This is a genomic window from Azospirillum sp. A23 (assembly GCF_042938965.1).
In the GTDB taxonomy this organism is placed as follows: Bacteria; Pseudomonadota; Alphaproteobacteria; order Azospirillales; family Azospirillaceae; genus Azospirillum; species Azospirillum melinis.
In genome coordinates this window covers 907,501-923,815 of sequence record NZ_CP170666.1, presented here as the reverse complement: position 1 = coordinate 923,815, position 16,315 = coordinate 907,501, and the positions used below count along the sequence as shown (strand labels likewise).

The 16,315-nt window shown below is 69.5% G+C and carries 14 protein-coding genes (1 of these 14 cut by a window edge); 13 read left to right on the top strand and 1 reads right to left on the bottom strand.

Translation table 11 applies throughout. From position 1 onward, the window contains the following. Window positions 1-15: 15 nt before the first annotated feature. The 13 genes from ABNQ40_RS13040 to ABNQ40_RS12980 all read left to right on the top strand — a co-directional run bounded on the left by ABNQ40_RS13040 (window position 16) and on the right by ABNQ40_RS12980 (window position 13,300). Complete coding sequence (locus ABNQ40_RS13040; RefSeq protein ID WP_109049778.1) at window positions 16-1,215, top strand: deoxyguanosinetriphosphate triphosphohydrolase; 1,200 nt, start codon at window positions 16-18, stop codon at window positions 1,213-1,215. Between the two features lie 58 nt (window positions 1,216-1,273). Then, window positions 1,274-3,034, top strand: a complete 1,761-nt coding sequence (argS, locus tag ABNQ40_RS13035; RefSeq protein ID WP_109049777.1) for an arginine--tRNA ligase — start codon at window positions 1,274-1,276, stop codon at window positions 3,032-3,034. Continuing rightward, window positions 3,031-4,116: an SPOR domain-containing protein gene (locus ABNQ40_RS13030; RefSeq protein WP_391346799.1), complete on the top strand. Its 1,086-nt coding sequence runs from the start codon at window positions 3,031-3,033 to the stop codon at window positions 4,114-4,116. Before argS ends, ABNQ40_RS13030 begins: the two co-directional genes overlap by 4 nt. After that, window positions 4,088-5,203: a beta-N-acetylhexosaminidase gene (nagZ, locus tag ABNQ40_RS13025; RefSeq protein WP_391346796.1), complete on the top strand. Its 1,116-nt coding sequence runs from the start codon at window positions 4,088-4,090 to the stop codon at window positions 5,201-5,203. Before ABNQ40_RS13030 ends, nagZ begins: the two co-directional genes overlap by 29 nt. Before the next feature lie 16 nt (window positions 5,204-5,219). Next, window positions 5,220-5,897, top strand: a complete 678-nt coding sequence (locus ABNQ40_RS13020) for a site-2 protease family protein (RefSeq protein ID WP_109049774.1) — start codon at window positions 5,220-5,222, stop codon at window positions 5,895-5,897. Between the two features lie 11 nt (window positions 5,898-5,908). Then, on the top strand, window positions 5,909-6,739 hold the full coding sequence (locus ABNQ40_RS13015) for a segregation and condensation protein A (RefSeq protein WP_391346793.1): 831 nt from the start codon (window positions 5,909-5,911) through the stop codon (window positions 6,737-6,739). Then, window positions 6,732-7,349: an SMC-Scp complex subunit ScpB gene (gene scpB, locus ABNQ40_RS13010; RefSeq protein WP_391346791.1), complete on the top strand. Its 618-nt coding sequence runs from the start codon at window positions 6,732-6,734 to the stop codon at window positions 7,347-7,349. Before ABNQ40_RS13015 ends, scpB begins: the two co-directional genes overlap by 8 nt. A gap of 161 nt (window positions 7,350-7,510) precedes the next feature. After that, window positions 7,511-7,750 (top strand): twin-arginine translocase TatA/TatE family subunit, encoded by a 240-nt coding sequence (locus ABNQ40_RS13005; RefSeq protein WP_391346790.1) that lies wholly within the window; start codon window positions 7,511-7,513, stop codon window positions 7,748-7,750. 75 nt (window positions 7,751-7,825) lie between these two features. Continuing rightward, complete coding sequence (tatB, locus tag ABNQ40_RS13000) at window positions 7,826-8,380, top strand: Sec-independent protein translocase protein TatB (protein ID WP_391346788.1); 555 nt, start codon at window positions 7,826-7,828, stop codon at window positions 8,378-8,380. Window positions 8,381-8,395: 15 nt separating this feature from the next. After that, a complete protein-coding gene (gene tatC / locus ABNQ40_RS12995) occupies window positions 8,396-9,184 on the top strand; it encodes a twin-arginine translocase subunit TatC (protein WP_109050505.1) in 789 nt (262 codons plus the stop codon). Window positions 9,185-9,354: 170 nt separating this feature from the next. Continuing rightward, on the top strand, window positions 9,355-12,024 hold the full coding sequence (alaS, locus tag ABNQ40_RS12990; RefSeq protein ID WP_391346785.1) for an alanine--tRNA ligase: 2,670 nt from the start codon (window positions 9,355-9,357) through the stop codon (window positions 12,022-12,024). 74 nt (window positions 12,025-12,098) lie between these two features. Further along, window positions 12,099-12,431: a DHCW motif cupin fold protein gene (locus ABNQ40_RS12985; RefSeq protein WP_391346784.1), complete on the top strand. Its 333-nt coding sequence runs from the start codon at window positions 12,099-12,101 to the stop codon at window positions 12,429-12,431. Window positions 12,432-12,457: 26 nt separating this feature from the next. Further along, window positions 12,458-13,300, top strand: a complete 843-nt coding sequence (locus ABNQ40_RS12980; protein ID WP_109050503.1) for a MoxR family ATPase — start codon at window positions 12,458-12,460, stop codon at window positions 13,298-13,300. 18 nt (window positions 13,301-13,318) lie between these two features. Here ABNQ40_RS12980 and ABNQ40_RS12975 read toward each other — a convergent pair whose 3' ends face one another. Then, window positions 13,319-16,315, bottom strand: partial view of an AAA family ATPase gene (locus ABNQ40_RS12975; RefSeq protein WP_109050502.1) — the 3' portion only. The gene runs 789 nt beyond the window's last position; the window shows 2,997 of its 3,786 coding nt (coding positions 790-3,786); its start codon lies beyond the right edge, outside the window; the stop codon is at window positions 13,319-13,321.

The following is a 16,315-nucleotide window of genomic DNA, read 5'->3' as shown; positions in this document are numbered from 1 at the left end:
GGTAGTGTCCGCCCCATGACGGCGGACTGTTCCCACGATCGGCTGGCTCCCTATGGCTGCAACCCGGCGGACACGCGCGGGCGGCTGGTGGCGGAGCCGGAAAGCCCGACGCGCTCGTGCTTCCAGCGCGACCGCGACCGCATCGTGCATTCCGGGGCCTTCCGCCGGCTGAAGCACAAGACGCAGGTCTTCGTCTATCACGAGGGCGACTATTACCGCACCCGGCTGACCCACAGCCTGGAGGTGGCTCAGATCGCCCGCTCGATCAGCCGCACGCTGGGGCTGAACGAGGATCTGGCGGAGGCGGTGGCGCTGGCCCACGACCTCGGCCACACCCCCTTCGGCCATGCCGGGGAAGAGGCGCTGAACGCCTGCATGGAGCCGTTCGGCGGCTTTGCCCACAACGACCAGACTCTGCGCATCCTGACGCGGCTGGAGCGGCGCTATGCCGAGTTCGACGGGCTGAACCTGACCTGGGAAGCACTGGAGGGCGTGGTCAAGCACAACGGCCCGCTGCTGCCGCTGCGTCCCGGCCATCGCCTGCCGACCACCATCGCCGCCTTCCAGGGCGAGTGGGATCTGGAACTGCACACCAATCCGGGTGCCGAGGCCCAGGTGGCGGCGCTGGCCGACGACATCGCCTACAACAACCACGACATCGACGACGGGCTGCGCGCCGGCCTGTTCACGGTGGACGAGGTGGCGGAGCTGCCGCTGGTCGGCCCGCTCGTCCGCGAGGTCTGCGACCGCTACCCGGGGCTGGAACGCTCGCGCCTGATCCACGAGACGATCCGGCGAATGATCAACGCCATGGTTGTCGATCTGGTGACGGAAACGCGGCGGCGGCTGGCGGAGCACAAGCCGGGCAGCGCCGCCGAGCTGCGCGCGCTGCCGCTGGCGATGGTCAGCTTCTCCGACGGGATGCTGGAGGCGCAGCGGCCCCTGCGCGCCTTCCTGCGCCAGCGCATGTATCGGCACTATCGCGTGAACCGCGAGATGAGCAAGTGCAAGCGCGTGGTGCGCGTCCTGTTCCAGCTGTTCATGGACGAGCCCAACACCCTGCCGACCGAATGGCAGCGCGATATCGCCAAAAATGGGGGCGACGCCGATCTTGCGGTGCGCGCCCGTCATGTGGCCGACTACATCGCCGGCATGACCGACCGCTACGCGCTGGCCGAACATGACCGGCTGTTCGACCTGCATGTAAAGACCTGAAACGTGAAGACCTGAGCCGTGAGGCTCCTGTGACCTCCTGAAAAGACGACCTGAGACGATGAATATTTTCAAGGCCTTCGAGACCGATATTCGCAAGCTGCTGGAAGAGCTGGCCGCCGAGGGTGCCATCCCCGCCGGTCTGGACAGCAGCCGTCTGACGGTTGAGCCGCCGCGCGAGGCCTCGCATGGCGACCTGTCCACCAACGCCGCGATGATCCTGGCGAAGCCGGCGAAGATGGCGCCGCGCGCCCTGGCGGAACTGCTGGTCGCCAAGCTGAAGGGCCGCGCCGACGTGGCGTCGGTCGAGATCGCCGGTCCGGGCTTCGTCAACCTGCGCCTGACGCCGGACGTCTGGCGCGACCGCATCCGCGACGTGTTGACCGCCGGCGCCGCCTATGGCGACAGCGAGCTGGGGGCCAAGACCCCGGTCAATGTGGAGTATGTGTCGGCCAACCCGACCGGCCCGCTGCATGCCGCCCATGGCCGTGGCGCGGTGTTCGGCGACGCGCTGGCCGCGCTGCTTCAGAAGGCCGGCTATGCCGTCACCCGCGAATATTACATCAACGATGCCGGCGCGCAGGTCGACGTGCTGGGCCGCTCCACCTTCATCCGCTACCGCGAGGCGCTGGGCGAGCAGGTGGGCGAGATCCCGGCCGGCCTCTATCCCGGCGAGTATCTGAAGGAGGTCGGCCAGGCCCTGGCGGAACGCGACGGCAACCGCTGGGTCGGCACCGACGAGTCCGAATGGCTGCCGGCCTGCCGCGACTTCGCCATCGGCATGATCATGGGCTGGATCCGCGAGGATCTGGGCGCTCTCGGCGTCACGATGGACGTTTACAGCAGCGAGCGCGCGCTGGTGACGGCGGGTGCCGTCCAGACGGCGCTGGCGGCGCTGGAGGAACGCGGCCTGATCTACACCGGCGTGCTGGAGCCGCCGAAGGGCAAGAAGCCCGACGATTGGGAGCCGCGCCCGCAGACCCTGTTCAAGTCCAGCGACTTCGGCGACGACGTCGACCGGCCGCTGAAGAAGTCCGACGGCTCCTTCACCTATTTCGCCAACGACATCGCCTATCACTACGACAAGTACCGGCGCGGTGCCGCGTCGCTGATCGACGTGCTGGGCGCCGACCATGGCGGCTACGTCAAGCGCATGCAGGCGGCGACGCGGGCGATCTCCGGCGGCGAGGCCGAGCTGGACGTGAAGCTGTGCCAGCTGGTCCATCTGATGCAGAACGGCCAGCCGGTGAAGATGTCCAAGCGCGCCGGCACCTTCGTGACGCTGCGCGACGTCATCGATCAGGTCGGCAAGGATGTCGTCCGCTTCATCATGCTGACCCGCCGCAACGACCAGACGCTGGACTTCGACTTCGCCAAGGTGACGGAGCAGTCGAAGGACAACCCGGTCTTCTACGTGCAGTACGCCCACGCCCGCTGCCGGTCCGTCCTGCGCCATGCCGCGACCGCCCTGCCGCAGCTGGACCAGACGCCGGCCTCGCTCGCCGCCGCGGCGAACCTCGCCCGTCTGGACGCCGAGGAGGAGATGGCGCTCGCCAAGCGGATGGCCACCTGGCCGCGCGTGGTCGAGGCGGCGGCGGAGGCGCATGAGCCGCACCGCATCGCCTTCTTCCTCTACGACCTCGCCAGCGACTTCCACGCTCTGTGGAACCGGGGTCGCGACGATGCCTCGCTGCGCTTCCTGATCGAGGGCGATGCGGAGCTGACGACGGCCCGTCTGGCGCTGATCGCCGCGGTGGCGACGGTCATCGCCTCGGGCCTGACGGTGATGGGCGTGGAACCGGTGGAGGAATTGCGTTCATGAAGTACGACGGCGACGTCAACTACGCGGCCAATCCCTATGGGATGCCGCCCCGACAGTCCGCGAACAGGCGCGGGCTGCTGGCGCTCGGCTTCGCCGTGGTCGGCGTCGTGACGTTCGCCGGTGCGGCGGTGATCGGGCTGCGGGGCCCGTCGCGGCTGTCCGGTGACGGGCCGCCGCTGCTGACCGCGGAAGCCGGCCCGTCCAAGGCCCGTCCCGACCAGCCGGGCGGGATGGAGGTCCCGCACCAGGACATCCTGGCCTATGAGCGGCTGCGCGACCATGACGGCGGCCGCGGCAATCAGGTGGAACGGCTGCTGCCGCCGCCGGAGGTGCCGCTGCCGCGCCCGGTGGTGACGCCGCAGATGCCGGCCGTGGTGCCGCTGCCCTCGGTGGCGTCGGTGGCCCAGCTGCCGCCGGGCGCGACCGCCACCGTTCCGCGCGACAGCGTTGCCGCGGCGGTCGCGGCGGCGGCTCCGCTGGCTGCGCCGGAACCGGTGCCGGGTCTGCCCCCTTCCACGGCGACAGTTCCCACGACGACGGCCCCGGTGGCGACCGCTCCGATACCGGTTCAGGCTCCTTCCAGCGCCGCCGCCAAGCTGCAGCAGCCTCCGGCCAAGCCGGCTCCCGCTCCCCAGCAGCAGGTCGCTTCGGTCGCCAAGCCTCCCGCCCCGCCGGCAACGCCGCCGGCGCAGCAGAATGCCGCCCCGTCGATGGGTCAGCTGATCGCCAAGCTGGAAGCGGCCTCGATGCCGGCCGCTCCGGTCAAGGCCGCTCCCCAGCCGGCCAAGCCCGCGGCGGCGTCCGCTCCCGCCTCCGCTCCGGCGGCCGGCGGCAGCGGCGGCTGGCGTGTCCAGCTGGCGTCGGTGCGCAGCGAGGGCGAGGCCGCGGCCGAATGGCGCCGCCTTGCCGGCCGCCACCCCGACGCGCTCGGCGGGCTGTCGATGCAGGTCGCCAAGGTCGATCTGGGCGAGAAGGGCATCTTCTATCGGGTGCAGGGCGCCGGCGCCGACGAGACGCGGGCCAAGTCGGCCTGTGCCCAGCTGCGCGCGCAAAATGTGGGGTGTGTGGTTGTCCGTCCCTGATTTTTCTGGCCCTGACTTTTTAGGTTCCGATTCGGTGAGTTCCACCCCGGTCACCCACCCGCGCGCGGTCGTCTTCGGCTGCGCCGGGCTGGGGGTGACGGCCGACGAGGCCGCCTTCTTCCGCGATGCCGATCCGCTCGGCTTCATCCTGTTCCGCCGCAACTGCGACAGCCGCGACCAGATGCGCCGGCTGGTCGACGATCTGCGCGCCAGCGTCGGCCGGGCGGACGCCCCCATCCTGATCGACCAGGAGGGCGGCCGGGTCGCGCGCATGCGCCCGCCGCACTGGCCGGCCCATCCGCCGATGGGCGCGATCGGCGCGCTTGGCGAACGCGATGCCGCCGCTGGGCGCGAAGCCGCCCAAGAGGCCGCCTGGATCAACGGCCGGCTGCTCGCCCACATGCTGACGGAGGTCGGCATCACGGTGGATTGCGCGCCAGTCTGCGACGTTCCGGTGGAGGGCGCACACGACATCATCGGCGACCGCGCCTTCTCGCGCGACCCAGCATTGGTGATCGACCTCGCCCGCGCCACCGCCGACGGGCTGCTGGCCGGCGGCGTGCTGCCGGTGATCAAGCACATCCCCGGCCATGGCCGGGCCTTCACCGACAGCCATGCCGAGCTGCCGGTGGTGGAGGCCGACCGCGCGGCGCTGGAGGCCACCGACTTCGCCCCCTTCCGCGCCTTGGCCGACCTGCCGCTGGCGATGGTGGCCCATGTGGTGCTGAAGGCCATCGACCCAACCGCCCCCGCCAGCACCTCGGCGATTGTGGTGCGCGAGGTGGTGCGCGGGCCGTCCATCGGTTTTGGCGGCCTGCTGTTCAGCGACGACCTGTCGATGAACGCGCTGCGGGGCGACCCGAGGGCGCGGGCCGAAGCGGTGCTGGCGGCCGGCATGGATGTCGTGCTCCACTGCAACGGCGATCTGGCCGAGATGCGGTCGATCCTTGGCGCCGTTCCGCTGCTGAGCGGTGTGGCGGCGGAGCGCTGGGCGCGGGCGGAAGCGATGCGCCATGCGCCGGAGGCGGCGGACATCGCGGCATTGACGAACCGGCTGGCCGAGCTTCTCGGCACGGCTGAGACCTGACGGACGGGAGCGGACGATGGAGGAATGGATCTTCCAGGTGACGGCCGTGGCCCTGCCGGCCATCCTCGCCATCACCATGCATGAGGCGGCGCACGGCTTCGTCGCCTGGAGGCTGGGCGACGACACCGCCTATCGGCTGGGCCGCGTCACCTTCAACCCGATCCGCCACATCGACCCGTTCGGCACCGTGCTGCTGCCGGCGCTGATGTATTTCACCACCGGCTTCGTCTTCGGCTGGGCCAAGCCGGTGCCGGTCAATTTCGCCCGGCTGGACCATCCGCGCCGCGACATGGTGTGGGTGGCGCTGGCCGGTCCGGGGACCAACTTCCTGCTGGCGGTGGCGTCGGCGGTGATCTGGCGGCTGGTCAATCCGGAAAACAGCTATATCGAGCTGTGGATCCGCTCCGCCGCCGAGGTCTCGGTCCTGGTCAACGTCATCCTGATGGTGTTCAACCTGATCCCGCTGCCGCCGCTGGACGGTGGGCGCGTCGCGGTCGGCATCCTGCCCGATGTCCTGGCGGTGCCGCTGGCGAAGCTGGAGCGCTTCGGGCTGCTGATCCTGATGGCGGCCTTCTTCCTGCTGCCGATGCTGGGGCGCCAGATCGGCATGGACCTCAGCGTCATGCATTGGGTGCTGGGTCCGCCCGTCGATGCGGTGATCGACTTCATCCGCGTCCTGACCGGCAACGACTGATAGGGTATCGAATGGCCGATCTGCTGGCCGAGCGCGAGGCCGACACCTCTGCAATCGCGGAGGAGTCGGCGTCCGAACAGCTGTTGCTGGTTCTGGACGGCTTCGAAGGGCCGCTCGACATGCTGCTGGCGCTGGGGCGCGACCAGAAGGTCGACCTGACGCGCATCTCCATCCTGGAACTGGCCGACCAGTATCTCCGCTTCGTGGCGGAGGCGCGGAAATTGCGGCTGGAGCTGGCCGCCGACTATCTGGTGATGGCGGCGTGGCTGGCCTACCTGAAGTCGCGGCTGCTGCTGCCCGAGCCGGAGGGGGAGGAGCCGTCCGGCGAGGACATGGCCGCCGCCCTCGCTTTCCAACTCCAACGGCTGGAAGCGATGAAGGGTGTCGCTGAAAAGCTGTTCGCCCGCCCGCGGCTGGGCATCGACCTCCACCCGCGCGGCGCGCCGGAGGATTTGGACCTGCGCCGCAAGTCGGTCTACGAGGTCACGCTGTTCGACCTGCTGCGCGCCTACGGTCAGCAGCGCGCCCGCAAGGAATCGGGCGTCCTGCACATCGCCCCGGTCCGCCTCTATTCGATGGAGGAGGCGGTGCGGCGCCTGTCCTCGCTGCTGGGCCGCATGCCGGACTGGGCGACGCTGGCGAGCTTCCTGCCGGGCGGCGAGGGCGGCGGGCTGCTGACCCGCTCGGCGCTCGCCGCGCATTTCGCCGCGACGCTGGAACTGGCCAAGGCCGGCCGGGTCGAACTGCGCCAGGAGGGTGCCTTCGCCCCGCTCTATGTCCGCGGGCGGGCTCCCGGTTCCCAGGACGGCGACATTTCGGAAGAAGCGCAATCGCATGATTAAGGAAGTCACCGACGCCCACGAGGCGGAGGCCCGCATCGGCAAGCTGCGCCTGCTGGAAGCCCTGCTGTTCGCCTCAACCGAGCCGCTGGACGAGGAGACGCTGGCCGGCCGCATCGGGCCGGAGGTCGGCCTGCTGCTGGAGGAACTGCGCGCCCACTATGCCCCCCGCGGCGTCAACCTGGTGCGCACCGGCGGCGGCTGGGCCTTCCGCACCGCGGTCGATCTGGCGCCGGAACTGCGGCGCGAGGAGGAGGTGTCGCGCAAGCTCTCCCGCGCCGCCATCGAGACGCTGGCGATCATCGCTTACCACCAGCCGGTGACCCGCGGCGAGATCGAATCCATCCGCGGTGTCGCGACCAGCAAGGGCACGCTTGACCTGCTGATGGAGCATGGCTGGATCCGGCCGGGCAAGCGGCGGGAGACGCCGGGCCGGCCGCTGACCTGGATCACCACCGACCATTTCCTCGACCATTTCGGGCTGGAGACCTTGCGCGATCTGCCCAGCGTCGACGACCTGCGCGCCGCCGGCCTGCTGGACAGCCGTCCGGTGCTGCTGGGGCTGGGGGCGACGGCCGACGACAGCGCGCTCGGGACGGGCGACGAGACATAAGCCGCAGGCGGCAGCTCGGTTTTTCTCCGGAGCCCGAGCGAATTCCCGTGAAACCTCAATGACAACCGGTTAAGGATGGTGGGGCGAACGTTGCGGCACCCTGGCCTTTCTGCCATAGTGCCGGCCCGCCGCAAAGGCCGTTCAAACGTGATAGGCGCGCCATGGGTTCTTTCAGCATTTGGCACTGGATCATCGTTCTTCTGATCGTTCTTCTGCTGTTCGGCGCCGGTAAGTTGCCGAAGGTGATGGGCGATCTCGCCAAGGGCGTGAAGTCCTTCAAGGCGGGGCTGCAGGACGACAGCGATGATGCCGCCCCGGGAGCCAACGCCAAGACCATCCCGAACCAGCCTGCCAACACGGCCGAGACCACGGCCAAGAAGGACGAGGCGGTCCGCAGCTGACCGGCAGGCGCGCGGCCGCCTCTTCCCGAGCGCCGCACGCCACCCTGCCCACCGCATTCGTGAAGCCGGAAGAACATGTTCGACATCGCTTGGTCCGAACTGATGGTGATCGCCGTCATCGCCCTTGTGGTCATTGGACCCAAGGATCTGCCCAAGGCGATCTTCACGCTCGGCAAATGGGTGCGTAAGGCGCGGGTCGTCGCGCGCGAGTTCCAGACCCACATCGACGACATGATGCGGGAAACCGAGTTGGACGAGCTTCGCAAGGAAGCGCTGAAGACCCGCGACCTGAACATCAAGAAGATGATGGAGGACACCATCGACCCGAAGGGGGAGGTGGGCAAGGCCTTCGACGCCAAGGAATTCGACGCCAAGGGATTTGATTCGGGCCTAAATGGCCATGCCGGCAGCACGCCGGAACCGGACCTGCCCCAGGCGCCGGCCCCGCAGCCGCCGACCCCGGCTGCTCTGGCGGTGACGGACAGCGTGGGGCCGGCCGGCGCGCCGTCGCCGATCACGACCGCTCCGATCACCACCGAACCCGCTCCGCCGGCCCCGGTGCCGCAGCCCGCTCCGGCCCTGCGGCCGGACGCCGTGGCCGCCGCCCAGCCGACCGACAAGCAGACCTGAAGACAAAGACGGCCCATGACCGGCGATACGCAGCAGGACGAACTCGAAGACAGCAAGATGCCGCTGATCGATCATCTGATCGAGCTGCGGAACCGGCTGATGTGGGCGATCGGCGCAATCCTGATCGCCTTCCTGCTGTGCTATGCGGTTTCGGACAAGATCTACAATTTCCTGGTCCAGCCGCTGGCCGACATCCTGGCGGGGCAGGGGCGCCGGATGATCTACACCGGCCTGACCGAAGCCTTCTTCACCTATGTGAAGGTGGCGTTCTGGGCCGGCTGCTTCATCTCCTTCCCGGTGATCGCCAGCCAGATCTGGATGTTCGTGGCGCCCGGCCTCTACAAGCACGAGCGCAAGGCGTTCCTGCCCTTCCTGATCGCCACCCCGGTGATGTTCCTGACCGGTGCCGGCATCGTCTATTACTTCATCTTCCCGATGGCCTGGCGCTTCTTCCTGGGCTTCGAGTTCCACCCGGACGGCAGCAACGCCCTGCCCATCGAGTTCGAGGCGCGCGTTGGCGAATACCTGCATCTGGTGATGTCGCTGATCTTCGCCTTCGGCATCGCCTTCCAGCTGCCGGTGCTGCTGACCCTGCTGGTCCGCGTCGGCATCATCAGCACCGACGCCCTGGCGTCGAAGCGGCGCTATGCCATCGTCGGCGCCTTCATCGCCGCTGCGGTGCTGACCCCGCCCGACGTGATCAGCCAGGTCAGTCTGGCGCTGCCGCTGATCGCGCTCTACGAGATCGCGATCATCATCGGGCGCCGGATCGAAAAGGCACGGGCCGCAGCGGAAGCCGAGTGATCGGCGGCAACGCGCCCGCATCATTTTGCCAGGGGCAATTCGCCACTGGCAAAATGCCCGCCGTGACCTAGGGTAATAATCCGTCCGTCGTGGACATGCCGCCATTCTCGCGCTAAAAGCACGGTTCGGCCAACAAAAGGCCTCAGCCGCGTACCCGGAGCCTTGACCGTATGCAGACCGCCAACGACATCCGTCGCACGTTCCTGGATTTCTTCGCCAAGCAGGGCCATCAGAAGGTCGATTCGTCGCCGCTCGTGCCGCGCAACGACCCGACGCTGATGTTCACCAACGCCGGCATGGTCCAGTTCAAGAACGTCTTCACCGGTGCCGAGACGCGGCCCTACAAGCGTGCGACCACCTCGCAGAAATGCGTGCGCGCCGGCGGCAAGCACAACGACCTCGACAATGTCGGCTACACCGCGCGGCACCACACCTTCTTCGAGATGCTGGGCAACTTCTCCTTCGGCGATTATTTCAAGGACGACGCCATCGCGTTCGCCTGGAACCTGATCACCAAGGAATACGGTCTGCCCGCCGACAAGCTGCTGGTGACGGTCCACACCTCCGACGAGGACGCGGCGGGCATCTGGCGCAAGGTCGCCGGCCTGTCGGACGACCGCATCATCCGCATCCCGACCGACGACAATTTCTGGCGCATGGGCGACACCGGCCCCTGCGGCCCGTGTTCGGAAATCTTCTTCGACCACGGCCCGTCGATTGCCGGCGGCCCGCCGGGCAGCCCCGACCAGGACGGCGACCGCTTCATCGAGATCTGGAACCTCGTGTTCATGCAGTATGAACAGCTGGGTCCGGACAATCTGGTGGCGTTGCCCAGGCCGTCCATCGACACCGGCATGGGGCTGGAGCGTCTGGCCGCCGTCCTGCAGGGCAAGCACGACAACTACGACATCGACCTGATGCGGGCGCTGATCATGGCGTCGGCCGAGGCGACCAAGACCTCGCCGGACGGCGCGCATGCCGTGTCGCACCGCGTCATCGCCGACCATCTGCGCTCGACCTCCTTCCTGATCGCCGACGGCGTGCTGCCGTCGAACGAAGGCCGCGGCTATGTGCTGCGCCGGATCATGCGCCGCGCCATGCGCCACGCCCACATGATCGGCGCGCGCGAGCCGCTGATGCACCGTCTGGTCCCGGCGCTGATCCAGCAGATGGGCGACGCCTATCCGGAGCTGAACCGCGCCCGCGCCCTGATCGTCGAGACGCTGAAGCTGGAGGAGACCCGCTTCAAGCAGACGCTGGAGCGCGGCCTGCGCCTGCTGGAGGACGAGGTCGGCCATCTGGGCGAAGGCCAGCCGCTGGCCGGCGACGTCGCCTTCAAGCTGTACGACACCTACGGCTTCCCGCTCGACCTGACGCAGGACGTGCTGCGCGGCCAGGGCCGCGGCGTCGACGAGGCCGGCTTCAAGGCGGCGATGGACGAGCAGCGCCGCAAGGCCCGCGAGTCCTGGGCCGGCTCGGGCGAGGTCGGCACTGAGAAGCTGTGGTACGAGATCAAGGATGAGTTGGGCGCCACCGAGTTCTTCGGCTACGACACCGAAGTCGCCGAGGGCAAGGTGACCGCCATCGTGAAGGGCGATGCCCGTGTCGAGGCCGCCGGCATCGGCGATCAGGTGTTGGTCGTCGTCAACCAGACGCCCTTCTACGGCGAATCGGGCGGTCAGGTCGGCGATGCCGGCGTGATCTTCTCTGCCGGCGGGGCCGAGGTCGCGGTGTCCGACACGCTGAAGAAGCTGGGTGCCGTGTGGGCCCATGTCGGCACGGTCAACAAGGGCACGCTCAAGGTCGGCGACGTGGTCGAACTGCGCGTGGACACCGGGCGCCGCTCCGCCATCCGCGCCAACCACTCCGCCACCCACCTCCTGCACGAGGCGCTGCGCCACCGCCTGGGCGACCATGTCACCCAGAAGGGCTCGCTGGTGGCACCCGAGCGTCTGCGCTTCGACATCAGCCAGCCGACCGGCCTGACCGGTGCCGACATCGCCGCCATCGAGGACGAGGTGAACCGCCGCGTGCTCGCCAACAGCGAGGTCATCACCCGCCTGATGTCCCCGGACGAGGCCCGCGCCCAGGGCGCCATGGCGCTGTTCGGCGAGAAGTACGGCGATGAGGTCCGCGTCGTCTCGATGGGCGGCCGGCACGGCGAGCAGGATCGCGACTACTCCATCGAGCTGTGCGGCGGCACCCATGTCCGCCGCACCGGCGACATCGGCGTGTTCAAGATCGTCTCCGAAGGCGCTGTCGCCGCCGGCGTCCGCCGCATCGAGGCGCTGACCGGCACCGGCGCCAAGGCGTGGCTGTCCGAGCGCGACCATCTGCTGACCGAGGCGGCGAGCGTCCTCAAGGTCAAGCCCGACGAGGTTCCGGCCCGCGTGGCCGTGCTGGTCGAGGAACGCCGCAAGATGGAACGCGAGCTGGCCGACCTGCGCCGTCAGGTCGCCATGGGAGGCGGCGCCAAGGCCGACGGCGGCAACGAGGCCAAGGATGTGGCCGGCGTCAAGGTCGCCGCCCGCGTGGTCGAAGGCCTGCCGGCCAAGGACCTCAAGCCGATGGCCGACGAACTGAAGAAGCAGGTCGGCTCCGGCGTCGTCGTGCTGATCGCGTCCAACGAGGGCAAGGCCTCTATCGTCATCGGCGTGACCGACGACCTGACCGCGACCCTCAGCGCCGTCGATCTGGTCCGTGTCGGCGCCGAGGCGCTGGGCGGCAAGGGCGGCGGCGGCCGGCCGGACATGGCACAGGCCGGCGGCCCCGACGCCTCGCTGGCGCTGGCGGCCATCGAGGCCATCGAAAAGGCGATTGCGGCCAGGAAGACCTCCTGATCGCGATGAACACCGGCCCCCGGATCGCTCCGGGGGCCGTTTTTCTGTTTGTGCCGTCTTGATAAGGTCCGGCGATGGAACTCCCGACTCTTCCCTTCACCGTGACCGACTGGTCCGCCGTTCCCGTCACCGAACATCCGGGCGAGACCGGGCTTGCCCGCTGGCGCAGCTTCCACGCCGGGGAATTGCGGGTGCGGCTGGTCGAATACACGCCGGGCTATCTGGCCGACCATTGGTGCGACCGCGGCCATGTGCTGTTCGTGGTCAGCGGCGAGCTGATCACCGAGCTGAAGGATGGCCGCCGCCTCGTCCTGACCGCGGGCATGAGCTATCAGGTGTCCGATTTCGGCGACCATCCGCACCGCTCCTCGACCGAAATCGGCGCCACCCTGTTTATCGTCGACTGAAGCTTTCTGCTTGAGGGAGCCCGATCATGCGCTTCACCGGTACCGACCGCTACGTTGCCACCGACGATCTGATGGTGGCGGTCAACGCTGCCATAACGCTGGAGCGGCCGCTTCTGGTGAAGGGCGAACCGGGCACCGGCAAGACGGTGCTGGCGGTGGAGATCGCCCGGGCGCTGAACAAGCCGCTGCTGTCCTGGCACGTCAAATCGACCACCAAGGCGCAGCAGGGCCTCTACGAATACGACGCGGTCAGCCGGCTGCGCGACAGCCAGCTGGGCGAGGCGAAGGTCCATGACATCGCCAACTACATCGTCCGCGGCAAGCTGTGGGAGGCTTTCGAAGCGCCGGAGTCCCCGGTCCTGCTGATCGACGAGATCGACAAGGCCGACATCGAGTTTCCCAACGACCTGCTGCTGGAACTCGACCGCATGGAGTTCCACGTCTACGAAACCCGCCAGACGATCAAGGCGGCCAAGCGCCCCATCGTCATCGTCACCTCCAACAACGAGAAGGAACTGCCGGACGCCTTCCTGCGCCGCTGCTTCTTCCACTACATCCGCTTCCCCGAGCGCGAGACGATGGAGCGCATCGTCGAGGTTCATTATCCCGGCCTGAAGTCGGCCCTGCTGCGCGAGGCGCTGAACCTCTTCTATGACCTGCGCGAGGTTCCGGGCCTGAAGAAGAAGCCCTCCACCTCGGAACTGCTGGACTGGATCAAGCTGCTGATGGTCGAGGATGTCGATCCGGAGACCCTGCGCGCCAAGGATGCCCGCACGCTGATCCCGCCGCTGTGCGGTGCGCTGCTGAAGAACGAGCAGGACGTGCACACGCTGGAACGGTTGGCGTTCCTGGCCAAGCGGGGGCGGTGAGGGGCTGCCGCCTGCTCTTCAAACCCCCTCAACCTCCTCCAGCGCCAGCCCCAGCGCCGTTCCGGCGACCGACTGCACCGTCACCCGGCTGCGCCCGCCGCCCAGCGGCAACACGCGGATCTGCGTGCCGATGCGCTCGACCATTGCCGGCACGTGGCTGATGACGCCGACCTGACGCCCGCCGGCTTGTAGCGCCTCCAGGCAGGACAGCGCCACGTCCAGGCTGTCGGGATCGAGCGTGCCGAATCCCTCGTCGATGAACAGCGTACCGATCCCGCCGGAAGTCCCCGCCGCCATCGCCGACAGCCCGAGCGCCAGGGCCAGCGAGACCAGGAACAGTTCGCCGCCCGACAGGCTGTGCACGCCGCGCCGCTCGTCGCCCATTTCGCGGTCGACCACCTGGATCTCCAGATCGGCCCCGGCCACCCGTTCCAGCCGATAACGGCGGGCGAGATCCTCCAGATGCCGGTTGGCATGGGTCAGCAGCAGGTCCAGGCTCAGGCTCTGGGCGAAGTTGCGCATCTTCTGCCCGGTCGACGAACCGATCAGCTGCGCCATCTTGCCCCACAGTGCACAGCGCGCCTGCTGCGTGTCGATGGCCGCCATCAGCCCGGCCAGCCGCTGCCGGTTGGCATCGTCCGCCTCAAGCCGTCCGCGCGTCGAGCCCAAGCGGTCGCGGTCGCGCTCAAGCACCGCACGGATGCTCTCCGCCGCAGCCGCAGCGTCCTCGACGCTCTGTGCCGGACGACCCGCGGCATGATGGTCGCCGCGCTGACGCCGCCGTTCGGCGACCACCAGAGCGGCATCGCCGCGTGCCCGCTCCAGCACCGCCAGCGCAAGCTCTTCCGCATCCAGTTCGCTTTCGGGCGCCGCCAGCAGCCGGCGGACCTCTTCCAGCCCGACCCCGCGCTCGGCGACCGCGCGGTCCAGCCGCTCGCCGGCGGTCCGGGCCTTATCGGTGCAGCGTCTCGCCGCCTCGCCGCGGGTTTCTCGCTCCTGCTCCGCGGCCGACAGTCGGGCGATGGCGTCCTGCCTGGCGAAGGTGGCCTTCTCGACCAGCGCTTCGGCTTCGTGCTTCTGTGCGGCCAATGCCGTCCGCACCTCCGACACCGGCCGTCCGCCCAGCACTGCGCCGCGCGCCGTCCGGGCCTCCGCCAGCCGTCCGGCGAGATCGGCTGCCCGATTCCGCGCCTCTTCCTCCGCCCGCTGCGCGGCCTCAAGTTCGGCGCTCTGCACCGCCCGCTCGCCGCTCGCCCGCTCGACCTCCCGGGCGGCACGGGCCAGACCGTCGCTCTTCTCGCGATAGTCGCTCACCCGCCTTGCCAAAGCGGCCCGGTAGCCCTCCGGGTCCCGCTCCAGCAGCGCCTGCCACCCGGCCTCTCCCGCCAGACCGTCAGCCAGCTCGGCCAGCGCGGAGTCCCGGTCGGCCTCCGCCCGCTCCAGCGCCGCCGCCGCCAGGGCCAGGGCCTGCCGACCGTCGGCCAGCCGCTGCCGGGTCGCCTCGCACTCGCTTGCCAGACCGGCGGCCGCGGTTTCCAGCCGCCGATGCTCCAGCTGCGCCGCATCCAGCCGCCGGCGATGGTCGAGCGCCCGCTCCTCATCCTGTGCGATGGCGGCCATCCGGCGGTCCACCGCATCGACTTGCCCTCGGATCGCCATAAGGATGTCTGTGTGTGTGTCGGTGAGCGTTCCGCCCTCGGCATCCCAATCGACGGCCGCCGCCTGCACGGTCCAGCGCGCTTCAAGCCCGTCGGCCTCCCGCGCCATCGCCGCCAGCCGCGCGGTCAGCGCCTCGGCCCCCTTGCGCGCCGCTAGTTCCGCCGCTTCCAGTGCTGCATGCCGGGCCACCGTCGCGGCCAGGGCCTCGCGCAATCCGGCAAGATGCGTTTCCTGATCCCGCGTCACCCGGCCCAGCGGTGTCGCTCCGGCGCCCGCCCAGGGGTGATCCGCCGATCCGCAGACCGGGCAGGGCTCGCCTTCGACCAGCCGGCCGCGCAGGCTTTCGACATCCTCGCGCTGGGCCAGCAGCAGCCGTTGCAGGGTACGTTCCGCTTCATCGACCGCGGCCTGCCGTCCGGCCCGGCTTTCGGCAAGCTCCCGCGCCGATGTTCCGTCGCGTTCCGCCTCTCCCAGCAGCCGCAGCCGCTCTCCGTCCGCGGCGGTGCGCTCGGCTTCCAGCCGTTGCCGCGCCTCTCCGGTGGCCAGCAGCGCCAGCAGCCCGTCACGCCGTCGTCCGGCCTCCGACCGCGCTTGCCGCGCCTCCTCCAGCGACGGCACCGTTATGCCGCGCAAGCTTTCCAGCGCCTGCTCGGCCGAGCGGCAGCGCTCCCGCGCCTCGGCCTGCCGGCCTTCCACGGTGTGTGCCGCGGCTTCGGTCGCCGCAAGCTCCCGCTCCAGCCGTTGGCGCTCCAGCGCGGCGGCCTTTCCGCTCCGTCCATCGGCGACGATGCGCGCCAGCAGCCGGTCCCAGCGCTCCCACTGTCCGGCCACCGCCGCGAAGCCAGCCTGCTCGCGCAGCCAGACCTCCAGCCTTGCGGCATCGGTGCGGGCCGAGGACAGCGTGGCGTCGACGTCCTGCATTGCCTTCCGCAGCGCGACGCTGCGCTGGACCGCGACCTTCACCGCCGCGTCGGCGGTCCCCTGCTCGCCGGTCAGGGTTGCGATCCGTCCATCCAGGTCGACCGCGCGGTCGAGATTGGGCTCGGCCCTGGCCTGCTCGGCACATGCCGCCTCGAAGCGACGCCGGGCCTCGCCATGGCGGCCGGTCGCCTCATCCACCGCCAACCGCGCCGCGGCCAGGGCCGTCTCCGCCCGCTCCACTGCCGCCGCGGCCTCCGCCGCCTCGTCGCGCGCGCGGTCGGCGTCCGCCAGCACCGGCCGCAGCGACTGCAACCCGCGCAGCGCGACAGCCGTGTTGCGCCGCTCCTCCGCGTCGCTCCACGCGCGCTCCGCCGTTTCGGCCGCCTCGACCGCCTTGCTTTCCGCTGCGGCGAGCTGGCTGTCGCGCTCATGCCA

What these genes read in the sequence shown, in the direction of transcription:
- ABNQ40_RS13040 (WP_109049778.1), top strand. Translation starts at nt 16, where the DNA reads ATGACGGCGGACTGTTCCCACGATCGGCTGGCTCCCTATGGCTGCAAC.
- argS (WP_109049777.1), top strand. Translation starts at nt 1,274, where the DNA reads ATGAATATTTTCAAGGCCTTCGAGACCGATATTCGCAAGCTGCTGGAA.
- ABNQ40_RS13030 (WP_391346799.1), top strand. Translation starts at nt 3,031, where the DNA reads ATGAAGTACGACGGCGACGTCAACTACGCGGCCAATCCCTATGGGATG.
- nagZ (WP_391346796.1), top strand. Translation starts at nt 4,088, where the DNA reads ATGTGGGGTGTGTGGTTGTCCGTCCCTGATTTTTCTGGCCCTGACTTT.
- ABNQ40_RS13020 (WP_109049774.1), top strand. Translation starts at nt 5,220, where the DNA reads ATGGAGGAATGGATCTTCCAGGTGACGGCCGTGGCCCTGCCGGCCATC.
- ABNQ40_RS13015 (WP_391346793.1), top strand. Translation starts at nt 5,909, where the DNA reads ATGGCCGATCTGCTGGCCGAGCGCGAGGCCGACACCTCTGCAATCGCG.
- scpB (WP_391346791.1), top strand. Translation starts at nt 6,732, where the DNA reads ATGATTAAGGAAGTCACCGACGCCCACGAGGCGGAGGCCCGCATCGGC.
- ABNQ40_RS13005 (WP_391346790.1), top strand. Translation starts at nt 7,511, where the DNA reads ATGGGTTCTTTCAGCATTTGGCACTGGATCATCGTTCTTCTGATCGTT.
- tatB (WP_391346788.1), top strand. Translation starts at nt 7,826, where the DNA reads ATGTTCGACATCGCTTGGTCCGAACTGATGGTGATCGCCGTCATCGCC.
- tatC (WP_109050505.1), top strand. Translation starts at nt 8,396, where the DNA reads ATGACCGGCGATACGCAGCAGGACGAACTCGAAGACAGCAAGATGCCG.
- alaS (WP_391346785.1), top strand. Translation starts at nt 9,355, where the DNA reads ATGCAGACCGCCAACGACATCCGTCGCACGTTCCTGGATTTCTTCGCC.
- ABNQ40_RS12985 (WP_391346784.1), top strand. Translation starts at nt 12,099, where the DNA reads ATGGAACTCCCGACTCTTCCCTTCACCGTGACCGACTGGTCCGCCGTT.
- ABNQ40_RS12980 (WP_109050503.1), top strand. Translation starts at nt 12,458, where the DNA reads ATGCGCTTCACCGGTACCGACCGCTACGTTGCCACCGACGATCTGATG.